Origin of the sequence: Streptomyces sp. CA-111067 (genome assembly GCF_050956065.1) — a bacterium.
Taxonomy (GTDB): domain Bacteria; phylum Actinomycetota; class Actinomycetes; order Streptomycetales; family Streptomycetaceae; genus Actinacidiphila.
Genome location: NZ_CP192103.1, coordinates 4,121,241 through 4,135,924, shown reverse-complemented (window position 1 = coordinate 4,135,924; position 14,684 = coordinate 4,121,241). Strand labels below are relative to the sequence as shown.

At 70.6% G+C, this 14,684-nt stretch carries 8 protein-coding genes and 2 pseudogenes; 4 read left to right on the top strand and 6 right to left on the bottom strand.

What is annotated here, in order from left to right:
* Positions 1-36: 36 nt before the first annotated feature.
* Both ACQPW6_RS17870 and ACQPW6_RS17865 read left to right on the top strand, forming a co-directional pair.
* Positions 37-933 carry a LysR family transcriptional regulator gene (locus ACQPW6_RS17870; protein ID WP_433890631.1) on the top strand — a complete coding sequence of 299 codons (897 nt, stop codon included), beginning with the start codon at positions 37-39 and terminating at the stop codon, positions 931-933.
* 143 nt (positions 934-1,076) lie between these two features.
* Positions 1,077-1,532: a hypothetical protein gene (locus ACQPW6_RS17865; RefSeq protein ID WP_433890630.1), complete on the top strand. Its 456-nt coding sequence runs from the start codon at positions 1,077-1,079 to the stop codon at positions 1,530-1,532.
* An 81-nt stretch (positions 1,533-1,613) separates the two neighbouring features.
* Here ACQPW6_RS17865 and ACQPW6_RS17860 read toward each other — a convergent pair whose 3' ends face one another.
* Both ACQPW6_RS17860 and ACQPW6_RS17855 read right to left on the bottom strand, forming a co-directional pair.
* The gene (locus ACQPW6_RS17860; RefSeq protein ID WP_433890629.1) at positions 1,614-3,380 is read right to left on the bottom strand and encodes a glycosyl hydrolase family 28-related protein; all 1,767 of its coding nucleotides are present in this window, start codon (positions 3,378-3,380) and stop codon (positions 1,614-1,616) included.
* Between the two features lie 246 nt (positions 3,381-3,626).
* Entirely contained in the window at positions 3,627-4,298 is a 672-nt protein-coding gene (locus ACQPW6_RS17855; RefSeq protein WP_433890628.1) for an N-acetyltransferase family protein, read from the bottom strand.
* A gap of 267 nt (positions 4,299-4,565) precedes the next feature.
* Between ACQPW6_RS17855 and ACQPW6_RS17850 the strand changes: the two genes are divergently transcribed.
* On the top strand, positions 4,566-8,120 hold the full coding sequence (locus ACQPW6_RS17850; protein WP_433890627.1) for a choice-of-anchor D domain-containing protein: 3,555 nt from the start codon (positions 4,566-4,568) through the stop codon (positions 8,118-8,120).
* Positions 8,121-8,207: 87 nt separating this feature from the next.
* On the opposite strand, the gene ACQPW6_RS17845 is transcribed toward ACQPW6_RS17850, so the two are convergent.
* The 4 genes and pseudogenes from ACQPW6_RS17845 to ACQPW6_RS17830 form a co-directional block, all read right to left on the bottom strand.
* Positions 8,208-8,762 carry a Uma2 family endonuclease gene (locus ACQPW6_RS17845; RefSeq protein ID WP_433890626.1) on the bottom strand — a complete coding sequence of 185 codons (555 nt, stop codon included), beginning with the start codon at positions 8,760-8,762 and terminating at the stop codon, positions 8,208-8,210.
* Between the two features lie 20 nt (positions 8,763-8,782).
* Positions 8,783-9,934 (bottom strand): annotated as a pseudogene (locus tag ACQPW6_RS17840) (ATP-binding SpoIIE family protein phosphatase); the annotation flags it as partial.
* Positions 9,935-10,153: 219 nt separating this feature from the next.
* Positions 10,154-10,732 (bottom strand): annotated as a pseudogene (locus tag ACQPW6_RS17835) (ATP-binding cassette domain-containing protein); the annotation flags it as partial.
* A gap of 170 nt (positions 10,733-10,902) precedes the next feature.
* Positions 10,903-12,207 carry a L,D-transpeptidase gene (locus tag ACQPW6_RS17830; protein WP_433890625.1) on the bottom strand — a complete coding sequence of 435 codons (1,305 nt, stop codon included), beginning with the start codon at positions 12,205-12,207 and terminating at the stop codon, positions 10,903-10,905.
* A gap of 379 nt (positions 12,208-12,586) precedes the next feature.
* On the opposite strand from ACQPW6_RS17830, the gene ACQPW6_RS17825 reads away from it, so the two are divergent.
* Positions 12,587-14,437, top strand: a complete 1,851-nt coding sequence (locus tag ACQPW6_RS17825; RefSeq protein WP_433890624.1) for a galactose-binding domain-containing protein — start codon at positions 12,587-12,589, stop codon at positions 14,435-14,437.
* Positions 14,438-14,684: the final 247 nt, after the last annotated feature.

The following is a 14,684-nucleotide window of genomic DNA, read 5'->3' as shown; positions in this document are numbered from 1 at the left end:
GTTGGCGTCCAATACCTGCGTCTATAACCTGGAAGCATGGATGTGGACACCCGGCTGCTGCGCTACTTCGTCGCGGTGGCGGAGGAGGGCAGCCTGACCCGGGCCGCCCAGCGGCTCTACGTGTCCCAGCCCGCGCTGACCAAGCAGATCCGGCAACTGGAGGCGCAGCTCGGGACGCGGCTGTTCACCCGTTCCCGTACCGGCATGGCGCTCACCGAGCCCGGCCGGGCGCTGGCCGAGCGGGCCCCCGGCGTGCTGGCCGGCTGGGACCGGGTGCTGCGCGACACCAGGAGCGCCGCCAGCAGGGCCGCCCGGGTGCTGCGGGTCGGCTTCATGGCCAACGCGGCCGGTGAGGCGACCCAGTTGATCGTCGCGGAGTTCGGCCGCCGCCGGCCGGGCTGGCGGACGGAGATGCTGCAGGCGTCCTGGTCCGACCCGAGCGCAGGGCTCGGTTCGGGCGAGGTGGACGCGGCGCTGCTGCGGCTGCCGATCCCCGGCCAGGACGCGCTGCGGGTCGAGCCGCTGTTCACCGAGCCGCGGTGGGTGGTGCTGCCGGCCGCGCACCCGCTGGCCGACCGCGAGGTGATCGCGTTCAGCGAACTGTGGGACGAGCCGTTCGTGGCGGCGAAGGCGGAGACCGGCGCGTGGCGGGACTACTGGCTGGCGGCGGACGAACGGGACGGCCGGCCGGTCAGGATCGGCGCCGTCACCGAGCACCCCGACGACTGGCTGAACGCGATCGCCAACGGCTACGGCATCGCCCTCGCGCCCGAGTCGGCGACGCGCTTCTACGCCCGCCCCGGCATCGTCTACCGCCCGGTCAGCGGGGTCAGCCCGACCCGGGTCGGGGTGGCCTGGGCGCCCGCGGACGACGACAACCCGGTCGTACGGGACTTCGTCAGCTGCTGCCTGGACAGCTGCCCCGGGGTCTGACGGTGGCTGGGTGCGGGCGGACGGCGGTCGGAGGGCGGGCCGACGTTCGTCGGCCGATTCGCGGCGCGCCGCCGCAGATCAACTCCTCATAGTGATCATTCGGATACTCTGCGTGAGTAGACGTACGGGCGTACGACTGCGCCATGTACGTACGAAGATCAGGACAAGAGGAGTACGCGGTGAAGGTACGCAAGAAGGTCGCACTCATGGGCTCGGCGCTGACTCTGGCGCTGACGGCCGGTCTCACCGCGCTGGGCTCGCCCGCGCTGGCCGACGCCTCGGTGAAGGCGGCGCCCGCCTCGGTGAAGGCGGCCCCCGCCAAGCCGGCCGCCGACTGCGGCGTGCACTCCGACGGCCGGCTGTACTGCAGCGGCCGGGCCGGCGCCAAGGGCTACGCGGACCGCTCCTACCGGTCCGCCACCCGCGGCCAGCTCAACGGCACGTACAACTGGTTCGTCTGCTGGGGCCACGGCGACCCGCACGCCGGGCAGAACGACATCTGGTACTGGACCGAGCTGGACAACGGCGCCTGGGGCAACGTCCCCGCGGTGGACGTGAACACCGGCCAGGACCCGGCCCCCGGCCTGCGCGAGTGCTGACCTGATCCGACCTGACCGGCGGCGGCCACCGGGTGCCGGGGCACCCGGTGGCCGCCGCCACCCAACGGTTCCGTCCCGGGCCTACGAGGCCGGGGTCGGCCAGGGGCCGCAGTACGGGGTGCCGTCGATGCCGGAGTTGCCGCCGCCGTCCGTGACCGTGAAGTTGTTCCCTTCGCAGTTGTAGACGGGCGCCGAGGCGCCGACGCCGGTCGCGGTCACGTTGCTGAACTTGGCCGCGCCGCCGGTCTGTTCCTGGAGCGCGAACGTGCCGGCTCCCGAGATCGTCACGTTGTCCAGGCTGACACCGCTGATCGTGCCCTCGACCCACTGGACGGCCTCGTACGGGCTCTGCTGGATCAGCGCGTTGCTGACGTTGATCGGTCCGGCGATGGCGCCCTGGCTGCCGTCGAACCACAACGCGCCCACGCCGAACTGCCAGTTCGGGTCGAGGCCACCGTCCCTGAGCAGCGTGTTGTTGGTGATGTTGGTCGTGCCGACCGGCGTGGACGTGAAGCGCTGGCCGACGTGGATGCCGCCGCCCTGCGCCAGACCGGTGTCCACCACGAGGTTCCCGGACACGGTGTTGTCGTGGCCGCCGTAGATCGCGATGCCGTTCGCCAGGATCTGCGTGCTGACGGTGTTGTCGGAGATCGTGTCGTTGGCGTCCGCGCCCAGCGAGGAGTCCGCCCAGGTCGCGATGCCGTCGTCACCGGTGTTGCGGATGTCGCTGTTGGTGACCGTCGAATTGGTCACGCCACCATGGAAGTTGATCCCATCGGCGGTGGTGTCCCGGATCCGCATCCCGGAGAACGTCAGCTTGTCCATCGGGCCGTCCATCCAGGCCCCGACCTTCAGGTGGTCGATCCACACGTTCGACACGGTGGAGTTGCTCATCGCGCCGCCGATCCCGTTCACCTGCGCGGAGTCGTTGCGCTCCTGCACATCGCCGAAGATCGCGAAGTCCTGGAGGTGCACGCCGGTGCTGGCCGAGGGAGCGGAGTTGCCGTAGAAGCCGGGAGCGGCCCCGGTCACGGTGGAGCGCCACATGCCCGCGCCCGCCACCGTGACGTTGTTGACCATGATGTGGCCCGGGACCTTGAACGTGCCCGCCGGGATCCACACCGTGCCGCCCGAACCGGCCGCGGCAATCGCCGCGTTGAACGCGGCGGTGGAATCCGCCGCGCCCGTCGGGTCGGCGCCCTTGTCGGTGACGGACACCGAACCGGACGGCTGCGCCTTCGCCGCGGCCACCTGCTCGAAGTCGGCGTAGTCGATCGTGTAGGACGACGCCGAATCGCCCGCGTCCACCTGCAACGTGAAGGTGGTGCCGGCCGGGTAGGTGGTGTCGAAGAGCCGGTGGGCCTCGTCGTAGAAGTGGTGCGGGTTGCTGCCGGGGGAGTTGGTGAACGGGTAGCTGCCGTAGTACCAGCTGTAGGCGTTGGTCAGCGTGACGTCCGGCTGCTTGGTGCCGTTCACGTACAGCGACAGCGGGGCGGTGTAGACCGAGCCGTCGCCGGTGTCGGGGATGCTGTAGCGGAAGTCGATCGAGTTGGTCGCCACCGGAGTGGTGAAGGTGACGTACTTCCCGCTGCCCTGGAGCGTGACCGCCTTGCGGTTGGATGCCTCGTCGGCGAGCTGTCCCGCGGTGTAACTCGGGCCGATGGCCGAGCCGTTGGTGGCCGAGCTCTCCGCCTGCACCTCGGAGTAGGGCAGGTCGGCGCCGCTGCCGCCGGTCGCCGCCGCGAAGGCGGGCTGCGCGGTCAGCGCGAGCGCGCCCGCGGAGACCAGCAGCGCGCCGCTGCCTCCTACCGCGACCGCCCGCTTGAGCTTTCGGAGGGACGTATGCACGTTTTCTCCTCTCGCCACAACTCTCGCCTCAACGCCGGGCCTTGGGGCATGTGGTGTCTGTGGGGGGTGAGTGATCTCGTGTGACAACGAGAGGGACCGTAACCGCCGAGAAACCGAGCCGCAATATCTGAACCCGTTTTCGTCGGATCAGCATCACTTGCTGCAAATTCCGACGTCATCACGCAAGAAGGCCCTGTGGCCTGCGCGTTCACCCTCCGACCGGTGCCAGGCGGCAGAGCGGCGCTCCTACCGCGCCGAGTGCAGCGACTCCGCTCCCACCGGCCGGAACCCGGCCGCCTGGAACGCCCGGATGCTGCGCGCGTTTCCCGCTGCCTGCTGCGACCACACGGCCGCGCCGGCCGGCACGAGGTGCCGGGCCGCGGTGGCCAGCGCCCGGCCGAGACCGCGGTGCCTGGCGTCCTCGTCCACCTCGATCGCGGTCTCCCAGCGGCCGGCCACGCCGCGGCCGAGGACGAGCACCCCGCCGTCGGCCGCCCAGACCCGCACGCCGTCCCGCCGTTTGAGCGCGCGGGCCACCCTGGGGTGCGCGGGATCGGTGAACTCCCGCAGCTCCAGCGGGGGTTCGCCGGGCAGCGCGGTGCCGACGGAGAGCAGGTCGATGGTGTCGGTGGTCCGGCCGGTGCGGTCGAGCAGCGCGCACAGGAAGCGCGGGTTCATGGTCGCCGCCAACTCGTCGCAGTCGAGGGCCGCGAGGGTGGCCCGCACCCACCGCGGGTCCTGGTCGGTGAACACCACCGAGTGCGCGGTGAACGCGATCACCCCGGCGTCCCGGTGGCTCGGCTGCGGGACGACGGTGGTGCGGCCGTCGGGCGGCGGGAGCCGGCCGGCGGCGGCCGCGTCGAGGATCTCCGCCAGGGTCCGTCCGGTATCACCAGCACCACCAGTAACGCGCGTCACGCCGTGCCACTCCCTCTTCTGGCCACTTGCGCTTCACTGCCGTCAAACACCAAATTTTGCGCAAGAAAGTTTCGATTGAACAAAGATACGTCTCGATATTGCGGACTCGTGTCCATGAGATTACGGTGCCCCTTGCGCCGTCTCCCCCCTGTTCCGCAGCTTCTCCCCCACCATCCTCTCTGCTTCGCGCGCCTCGCTTCCCCCCTCCCGCCGATGGCGGCCCAGACGGTGCACATCCGGCATTCCGTGTCGACCAAGGAGCAGAAGTTGTTCCAGCCCATCAGATATCTGGGGCGAACGATCGCCCTGGGCAGCACCACCGCGCTACTGGCCGCCGGCGCCGTCGCCATGGCCGTCCAGCCCGCCGCGGCGGCCTCCACCGCGACCGGCGGCAACGGGGCGAACCTGCCCTACGTCGAGGTGCAGGCGGAGAACTCGGCCACCAACGGCTCGGCCATCGGCCCGAGTTACGCCGCCGGCCAGCTCGCCGACGAGGCGTCGTACCGCAAGGCGGTGACGCTGTCGGGCAGCGGGAAGTACGTCACCTTCACCACTCCGGTGGCGACCAACTCGATCGACTTCCGCTACAGCATCCCGGACACCGGCAGCGGTTCGGTCTACACCGCCCCGCTGTCGTTCGCGATCAACGGCGCGGCGCAGCCCGACTTCACGCTGACCAATGCCTACAGCTGGTACTACGGCGGCTACCCGTTCACCAACCAGCCGGGCAGCAACCAGCACCACTTCTACGACGAGGTGCACCGGCTGCTGCCGCAGACGTATCCGGCCGGCACCACCTTCACCTTGCAGACCGGCGGCAGCAGCGCCGTCACCACCCTCGACTTCGCCGACTTCGAGCAGGTCGGCGGGGCCCTTCCGCAGCCGTCCGGTTCGGTGTCGGTGACGAGCAAGGGCGCGGACGCCTCGGGTGCGGCGGACTCCACCGCCGCGTTCAACGCGGCGATTGCCGCGGCCGGTTCGGGCGGCACGGTGTGGATCCCGCCGGGCACGTTCAAGGTCCCGGGCCACATCATGGTCAACAACGTCACGGTGGCGGGCGCCGGCATGTGGTACTCGTCGGTGACGGGAGCGGCGCCGGGCTTCTACGGCAACTCGGCCCCGTCGGCCAGCACCAACGTCCACCTGCAGAACTTCGCGATCTTCGGTGACGTCCAGGAGCGCAACGACTCCGCGCAGGTCAACGGTGTCGGCGGCGCGATGAGCAACTCCACGGTCTCCAACCTCTGGATCGACCACCTGAAGGTCGGGGCCTGGATGGACGGCCCGATGGACAAGCTCACCTTCTCCGGGATGCGGATCCGGGACACCACCGCGGACGGTATCAACTTCCATGGTGGGGTGACCAATTCGACGGTCACCAACAGCGACATCCGCAACACCGGTGACGACGGCATCGCGACCTGGGCCGACTCCGGACTCGGCGCGGACGCCAACGACACGATCTCCAACAACACCGTCAGCACGCAGATCCTGGCCAACGGCATCGCGATCTACGGCGGCCACGACAACACCGTCAGCGGCAACCGCGTCGTCGACACCGGTCTGGCACAGGGCGGCGGCATCCACGTCGGCCAGCGCTTCACCTCAACGCCGGTCGGCACGACCAACATCACCAACAACACGATGATCCGCGACGGCGGCCTCGACCCCAACTGGCAGTTCGGTGTCGGCGCGCTGTGGTTCGACGGCAGCCAGGGCGCCATCACCGGGCCGATCAACGTCAGCAACGCGCTGATCGAGCAGAGCCCCTACGAGGCCGTGCAGTGGGTCGAAGGCACCGTCAGCGGCGTCAGCCTGGACAACGTCACCATCGCCGGCGCGGGCACCTTCGCGCTCCAGGAACAGACCGGCGGCGCCGCGAAGTTCAGCAACGTCACGGCCACCGGGATCGGCGCCTCCTCGCCGATCTACAGCTGCGAGGGCAACAACTTCGCGGTGACCGACGGCGGCGGCAACTCCGGCATCACCGGTACGCCGATCTGCGGCCCGTGGCCGGCCCCGGTCTTCCCGCCCTACCCCAACGAGGGCGTGACCGCCTCGCCGGGCGCACTCAACTTCGGTTCGGTGGCGACCGGTTCGACCAGTGCCGCGCAGAGCGTGACGGTGTCCAACCCGACCGGGTCGGCCGCGGCCGTCTCGGCGATCACCGCCAGCGGTGACTTCAGCCAGACCAACACCTGCGGGTCGTCGATCGCGGCGCACGGATCGTGCACCGTCAGCGTGAAGTTCGCGCCGACGGCGGCCGGCAGCCGCACCGGGACCCTGACCGTCAACGCGGGCGGCAACAGCAGCACCGTCAGCCTGTCGGGCAGCGGTGTGGCGCCCGGTCCGATCCTGAACACCGACCCGGGCGGCCTGTCCTTCCCCGCGACGGTGGTCGGCCAGACCGCCACCTCGAAGACGGTGACCGTCAGCAACTCCGGTACCACCACGGCGACCGTCTCCGGCGTCACCGTGAGCGGTGACTTCACCCAGACCAACAACTGCTCCAGCCTCGCGGTCGGCGCGACCTGCACGGTGACCGTCGGGTTCAAGCCGACGGCCGGCGGCGCCCGCACCGGCAGCCTCACCATCGCCAGCAACGCCAACAACGGCCCGACCACGGTGGGGCTGAGCGGCAGCGGCATCGACAGCACCACCAACATCGCGGCCGGCCGCCCGGCGACGGCGAGTTCCAGCAACTCGCTGTACACGGCCACGAACCTCACCGACACCGACGCGTCCACGTACTGGGAGAGCACGGGCGCGTTCCCGCAGTGGGCGCAGGTCGACCTGGGCCAGAACTACAGCGTGGGCAAGGTCGTTCTGAAGCTCCCGCCGGCCGCGGCCTGGGCGGCGCGCACCGAGACGCTGTCGGTGCAGGGCTCCACGGACGGCAGCAGCTTCTCCAACATCGTCGGCTCGGCCGGCTACACCTTCGACCCGAGCGCCAACAACAACACGGTGACCATCACGTTCAACGCGGCCACCGCGCGGTACGTGCGGGTCAACATCACCGGCAACACCGGCTGGACCGCGGCCCAGTTGTCGGACCTCCAGGTGTTCCCGAGCAGCGGCGGCACCAGCCCCTCGACGGGAACGCTGTCCACCGACCCCGGTTCGCTGACCTTCGCCGGCCAGGCGCCGGGCAGCACCAGCGCGGCGCAGACGGTCACGGTGAAGAACACCGGCTCGGCGGCCGCGTCGGTCTCCGGGGTCAGCACCTCGGGTGACTTCTCGCAGACCAACACCTGCGGGACGTCGATCGCGGTGAACGCCACCTGCACCGTCAGCGTGAAGTTCGCCCCGACCGCGTCGGGCACCCGCACCGGCACCCTCACCATCGCCGGCAACGCGTCCAACAGCCCGACCACCGTGGCGCTGACCGGCACCGGAACCGGCTCGGTGAGCACCAACCTGGCGGCGGGCAAGCCCACCGCCGAGTCCAGCCACGCCGACGTGTACGGCTCGCAGAACACCACGGACGGCAACCAGAACAGCTACTGGGAGAGCGCCAACAACGCCTTCCCGCAGTGGCTGCGGGTGGACCTGGGCTCGTCCCAGAGCGTGTCCCGCGTCGTCCTCCAGCTCCCCGCGGGCTGGGGCGCCCGCAACGAGACCCTGGCGGTCTCCGGCAGCACGAACGGCACCACCTTCACGTCGCTGAAGTCCTCGGCGTCCTACGCCTTCACCCCGTCCGCCAACAACACGGTGACGATCACCTTCGCCGCCGGCACCGCGCGCTACATCCGGCTCGACGTCACCGCGAACAACGGCTGGCCGGCCGCCCAGATCTCCGAGTTCCAGGTCTGGACCACCTGACCGACCCGCCCCCGCCCCCTGAACAGGTGCCGCCGGCCGCAACAGCGCCCGGCGGCACCGCCATGCCGGGACGGAGCCGACGCCGCCTCACACCGCCCCGAGGTCCGCCTCCACGCCGAACGGCGCGACCGCCTTGACGACACCGGCGAACACGTCGCCGTCCCGGTAGCTGCCAGTCGCCGGGTCCAGGACGTAGGTGTAGACGAGCGGGACGCCTGAGGCCGCCTGCTCGACCCGCCAGTAGAACGGGATCCCGGCCCTGGCGTACTGATCGACCTTGACGATCCGGTCGGTGGTCTCAGAGCCGGGGGAGACGACCTCCACGACGAGCAGCACGTGCTCCGGCCGGGTGGGGGTGACGTCGATCGTGTCGGCGCGGTACACCACGACGTCCGGCCGGCGGTTGCTGAGCGGCACGTCCTGCAGCCGGACGTCGAAGTCCGTGTCGGCGTTCCACTCCTCCCCGGAGGCGGCGTCCAGGGCATTGGCGAGGATGCGGGCCAGCCGGTTGTGCCGCTTGGACGCGCCGGGCCTCACGACGACCATCCCGTCCTGGATCTCGACATCCGTGCACTGCTCCGCGGACCAGGACGCGTACTGCTCCGCGGTGACCGGCGCGCGCATCCACGCGGGCACAGTCATCCCTGCGGTCGGCGCCTCGTTCACAGCGGCCCCAGCCCGCCCAGGCCGCTCACCCCGTTCGGGTGGCTGCCGGGCAGCCGCTGCTCCACCCAGATGATCTTGCCGGAGCTCGTGTACCTCGTTCCCCAGTGCTCGGCGAGCTGCGCCACCAGGAAGAGGCCGCGGCCGCCCTCGTCCATGGCCGCGGCGTAGCGCAGGTGGGGGGAGGTGTTGCTGGTGTCGGCCACCTCGCAGATCAGGCTGCGGTCGCGCAGCAGGCGCACGCCGATCGGGCCGGACGCGTAGCGGATCGCGTTCGTGACCAGTTCGCTCAGCACCAGTTCGGTGGTGAACTCCAGCTCGCCCAGGCCCCATTCCTCCAGCTGCCGGTTGGCGGCGTCGCGTACCGTGCCGACCGCGGCCGGCTCCGCCGGGACCTCCCAGTCGGCGATGTGGTCGGCGGGCAGGCCGCGGGTGCGGGCGACCAGCAGGGCGATGTCGTCCTTGGGGTCGGCGGGCAGCAGCGCGCCGAGCACGTCGTCGCAGGTCTGCTCGGGGGTGCGGTCGGCGGTGGAGAGCGTCGTCCGCAGCCGCTCCAGGCCGACGTCGATGTCCCGGGTGCGGTCCTCGACCAGCCCGTCGGTGTACAGCACCAGCCGGCTGCCCTCGGGCAGCACCCGTTCCACCGCCTCGAACGGCAGGCCGCCCAGGCCCAGCGGCGGGCCGGCCGGCACGTCGAGGAATTCCGCTGAGCCGTCCGGGTGGACCAGGCCCGGCGGCAGGTGCCCGGCGCGGGCCAGCTCGCAGCGCCGGGTGACCGGGTCGTAGACCGCGTACAGGCAGGTCGCGCCGGTGATCGGGGCGCCGCCGCCGTCCGCGGCCTCGTCCTTGTCGATCCGGCCGACCAGGTCGTCCAGGTGCGCCAGCAGCTCGTCGGGCGGCAGGTCGAGCATGGAGAAGTTGTGCACCGCCGTCCGCAGCCGCCCCATGGTCGCGGCGGCGTGCATGCCGTGGCCGACGATGTCGCCGACGACCAGCGCGACCCGGGCGCCGGACAGCGGGATGACGTCGAACCAGTCGCCGCCCACCCCGGCCTGCGCGGGCAGGTAGCGGTAGGCGACGTCGAGCGCGTCCTGCTCGGGCAGCCCGTGCGGCAGCAGGCTCTGCTGGAGGTTCACCGCCATGGTGTGGTTGCCGGTGATGGCGGAGTCGATCTGCTCCTGGGTGCTGTACTTCGTGTCGAAGAGGCCGCGGTTGCGGCCCGTCCGCAGCACCGCCACCCGGTCCGCGACCGCCCGCACCTCCTCCATCTCATGGCTGACCAGCAGCACCCCGACGCCCTGCTCGGCCAGCCGCCGCACCAGCTCCAGCACCAGCGTGGCCTGCCGCGGCCCCAGCCTGGTGGTGGGCTCGTCCAGGATGATCAGCTCGGGGTCGCCGATCAGCGCCCGTGCGATGGCCACGCCCTGCCGCTGTGCGGCCGACAGCGAGGCGACCGGCACCCGCAGGCTGGGGATCTTCACCGCCAGCGTGTCCAGCAGGCTCCTGGACCGCTTCTCCATCCTGACCGAGTCGAGCATCCCGAACCGGCGCAGCGGCCGGCCCAGGTACAGGTTGTCGACGGTGTCGAGGTTGTCGCACAGCGACAGGCTCTGGTGAACGGTTGCGATGCCCAGTTTCTGCGCGTCGGACGGCCGCCGGATCTCCACCGGCCGGCCGTTCCACTCGATCACTCCGCTGTCCGGGGGAAACACCCCGGCGATGGCTTTGACCAGGGTGGACTTGCCCGCGCCATTGGTCCCGACCAGCCCGACGACCTCGCCGGCCCCGATGCTCAGATCGACGTCACGCAGCGCCTGCACCGCCCCGAACCGCTTGGAGGCGCCCCGGACGGTCAGCAGTGGGTGGCCGCGCACGCGAACCACCTCCTCCGCTTTCGGCCGATCCGGGCGTCGGGTACTGAGTTTGCCCGGCCGACCGGCCCACCGCATCGTGGGCGCAGGAGAAAGATGTTGCGGTATGGACGCGGCGCCGGGCCCGGACGGCGGGGCGGCGGAGGCGGGCGCCCGGCGCTCACGGCAGCGGGCCCCGACCGGTGGTCCGGTCGGGGCCCGCGCCAACTGCTGCCGGGGCCGGAGAGGCCCGTGAGGAGAGGGACGGATCAGTTGGTCTTCCAGGCCGTCCAGGACATGTTCCAGCCGTTCCAGCCGTTGTCCGGGGCGATCACCTTGTCGGGGGAGTTCACGACCTGGACGACGTCGCCGACCAGGGTGTGCGCGTAGACCCAGGCCGCCGGGGTGTTCGGGTCGCCGCCGCCCTTGACGTCGTGCAGGCCGACGCAGCCGTGGCTGGTGTTCTCGTGCCCGAAGGTCGAGCTGGGCCGCCAGTAGTTGCCGTGCTCGAAGGTGCCCGAGCTCGACAGCCGCATGCCGTGCGGCACGTCCTTGATCCGGTAGGCGTTGCCCAGGCCCACGGTGTGCGAGTCCATGTCCACCACCGGGTCCTTCTCCATCACGACCATCTGGCCGTTGTAGGTGGTGTGCTGCGCGTCACCGAGGCTGGCCGGGAACTGCTTGATCAGCGTGCCGTCGTGGTAGATCTTGAGGATCTTGTCCTTGTTGTCGACCACCGAGGTCTGGTTGCGGCCGATGGTGAAGGACACGTCCTTGGCCTGCTGGCCGTAGACACCGGGCGCGGTCTTCACGCCGTTCAGCTTCAGGTGCAGGGTGACCTTGGTGCCGGCCGCCCAGTAGTGCTCCGGGCGGAAGTCGATCCGCTGGTTGCCGAACCAGTGGCCCTGGACGTCCACCGGCGGGTCGGAGGTGACGGTGATCCCCTTGTGCACCGCGCCCATGTCGGAGCCGTCGATCGCCTTGTTGAACTGGATCGACACCTCCATGCCGACGCCGTACGTCGCCCCGGCGTCGACGTTGAAGACGCCGTAGTTCACGGCCTTGGGGGTCAGCGTGGTGAAGGTCGACTGCTGCTGGACGGTCTTGCCCGCGGTGTCGCTCGCGGTGGCCGCCACCGTGTACTTGGTGCCGGTGTGCAGCACCCCGGACGGCGCCCAGCTGGCGCCGTCGGCGGATATCGCGCCGTCGACCGTGGCACCGCCGCCGGTCACCGCGACCTTGGTGAGCTTGCCCTTGGCCGCCGAGATCTTCAGCGCGCCCGCGGTGTCCACCCCGGTGGAGCCGTTCTTGGGCAGCACGGTGAGCGATGCCTGCGAGGCGTTCGGGTTGGCGGTGGACGAGGCCGCGCCCTGGCTGCCGCCGCCCCCCTTGCCGTCACTGCCGCTGCCGCTGTCATGCCCGCCGCCACCACCACCGCAGGCGGTGGCACCGAGCAGCACGGCGCCGAGGGCGAGCGCGAGCAGGCCCTTCGTCGTCCGCCGCGCCGAGCGCCGGGGGCCCATGGCCGAGTCCCTGTCCCTTGCGGCGGTGTCCGCCGACTGTGCCGTGATCAATTCGAGTCTCCCCATCTCGCAGGTCGCACTGTAGGAGGGCGCGCCCCGGGTCCGCGGTTGCGGCTGTTGCACGACTGATACGCCACACCGCAATCCCTCCCAGTATCCCCTTCCGTTTGGCACCTCTGTCCCCGGTCCGAATTGAGGTGATACGCGGCTACTGCGGTGCCCTGGGCGGGGGTTGGGGGCGCCGCCGCCGGTTTCGGGGAGGTTGCGGATCGGTCTCCGTAAACGTTGCCGTTCTTCTTGACAGCGCACCGGCGAGGGCCGACGCTCGCTGAGAGCGCTCTCACCACGCGCGCACACACGCCTTCACCCCCCACAAGGCCGCCCGGCCCGGCGTCCCGGCGGCCCTCCCCCCACAGGAGAAGGAGTACGCATGTCGATCAGACGAAAGCGCCTTCGCATGCCGCACGTCCGGCGGTTCGCCGTCGGGCTGCTGGCGGTCGGCGCCACCGCGGCGGTCACGCTGGCGGGCACCCCGTCGGCCTCCGCCGACCAGACCGCCGCGACCCACCGGGCGGCCGCCTCGGCCGTACAGCCGGCCGCCGCCAAGCCCGCCGCCGTACAGCCCGCGGCCGTGCCCGCGCCGCCGGCCGGCTTCAGCACCACCTGGAGCGACGACTTCAACGGCGCCGCCAACGCCGGTCTGAACACCGACACCTGGCGCTACGACGCCGGCGCCGGCTGGACGTTCGGCACCGGTGAGATCGAGACGATGACCAACAGCACGTCCAACGTCTACACCGACGGCAACGGCCACCTGGTGCTCAAGGCGCTGCACACCGGCACCGACCCGGCCGCCAACTGGACCTCGGGCCGGGTCGAGACGCAGGCGGACGGCTTCGGGGCGCCCCCCGGCGGCGTGGTCCGGATGCAGGCGTCCATCCAGCAGCCGAACGTCAGCACCGCCAACGGCGCCGGCTACTGGCCGGCCTTCTGGATGCTGGGCTCCCCGCTGCGGGTCGGCGACCCGTGGCCGGGCTCCGGCGAGGTCGACATCCTGGAGGACATCAACGGCCGCAGCTCCGTGTTCGGCACCCTGCACTGCGGTGTCGGCTCCGGCGGCCCCTGCAACGAGACCACCGGCATCGGCAGCGGCGAGCACGCCTGCTCCGGCTGCCAGACCGGTTACCACACCTACGCCGTGGAGCTGGACCGCTCGACCTCCCCCGAGCAGATCCGCTACTACCTCGACGGCGCGCAGTACTTCACGATCAACTCCAACCAGGTCGACGCCGCCACCTGGGCGCATGCCGTCGACCACAGCTTCTACATCATCTTCGACCTGGCGATAGGCGGCGGCTTCCCCGCGGCCTTCGGCGGCGGCCCCAACGCCGCCACCGTCTCCGGCGGCCAGATGAACGTCGACTACGTGGCCGTCTACAACAAGAACCCCGACCACGGCGCCAACATCGCCAAGGGCAAGCCGACCACGTCCTCGTCCAACGAGAGCGCGCTGTTCCCGGCGTCCAACGCCACCGACGGCGATGTCACCACCCGCTGGTCGAGCGGCTTCAGCGACCCGCAGTGGCTCCAGGTCGACCTCGGCCAGAACTACAACATCAACCACGCGACGGTCACCTGGGAGGCGGCGGCTTCCTCCGCCTACCAGTTGCAGACGTCCACCGACGGCACCAACTGGACCACCGTCTACAGCAACAACAACTCGCCACTGGACATCCAGGACACCAGCCTGAACGCGACCGGCAGATACGTCCGGATCAACTCCACCGCGAGAACCTCGCAGTACGGCAACTCGCTGTACGAGCTGGCGCTCTACGGCACGCCGACCTCCGGCGGCGGCGACCCCGGTGACCCGGGCAACCCGGGCGGCGGCCCCACCAGCCTGCTGTCGCAGGGCAAGACCGCGACCGCCTCGTCCTCGGAGAACGGCAGCTTCACCGCCCCGATGGCGGTGGACGGCAACACCGGCACCCGCTGGTCGAGCGGCTTCTCCGACCCGCAGTGGCTCCAGGTCGACCTCGGCGCCAGCCACACCATCAGCCAGGTGGTGCTCAACTGGGAGGCCGCGTACGGCAAGGCGTTCCAGATCCAGACCTCGGCCAACGGCACGAACTGGACCACCGTCTACTCCACCACCACCGGCACCGGCGGCATCCAGACCATCCCGGTCACCGGGACCGGCCGCTATGTGCGGATGAACGGAACCGCGCGCTCCACCCAATACGGCTACTCGCTCTGGGAGTTCCAGGTCTACGGCAGCTGATCCCGGCCGCCCCGGCCCATCGACGGCCCCGGTGCTCGCGCCCTCCCCGGCGCGAACACCGGGGCATCTCCTTTCCGGAACCCGCCGGTTGTGCGCCGCCGCCGACCCGTGAGCTTCTTGGGTAAAGCGTTATCAGGAATTTCCTGCGAGCGGAGAAGACGCACAGGTAGCATCTTGCTGCCTCAGTGCGGCGCAGACGTGGCGACGAACACGTCAGCCCCTGTGCCCACTTGACGAGCAGAACTTA

Excerpts from the sequence above, each read along its gene's own strand:
- ACQPW6_RS17870 (WP_433890631.1), top strand. The coding sequence starts at position 37 with ATGGATGTGGACACCCGGCTGCTGCGCTACTTCGTCGCGGTGGCGGAG.
- ACQPW6_RS17865 (WP_433890630.1), top strand. The coding sequence starts at position 1,077 with ATGTACGTACGAAGATCAGGACAAGAGGAGTACGCGGTGAAGGTACGC.
- ACQPW6_RS17845 (WP_433890626.1), bottom strand. The coding sequence starts at position 8,762 with ATGACTGTGCCCGCGTGGATGCGCGCGCCGGTCACCGCGGAGCAGTAC.
- ACQPW6_RS17825 (WP_433890624.1), top strand. The coding sequence starts at position 12,587 with ATGTCGATCAGACGAAAGCGCCTTCGCATGCCGCACGTCCGGCGGTTC.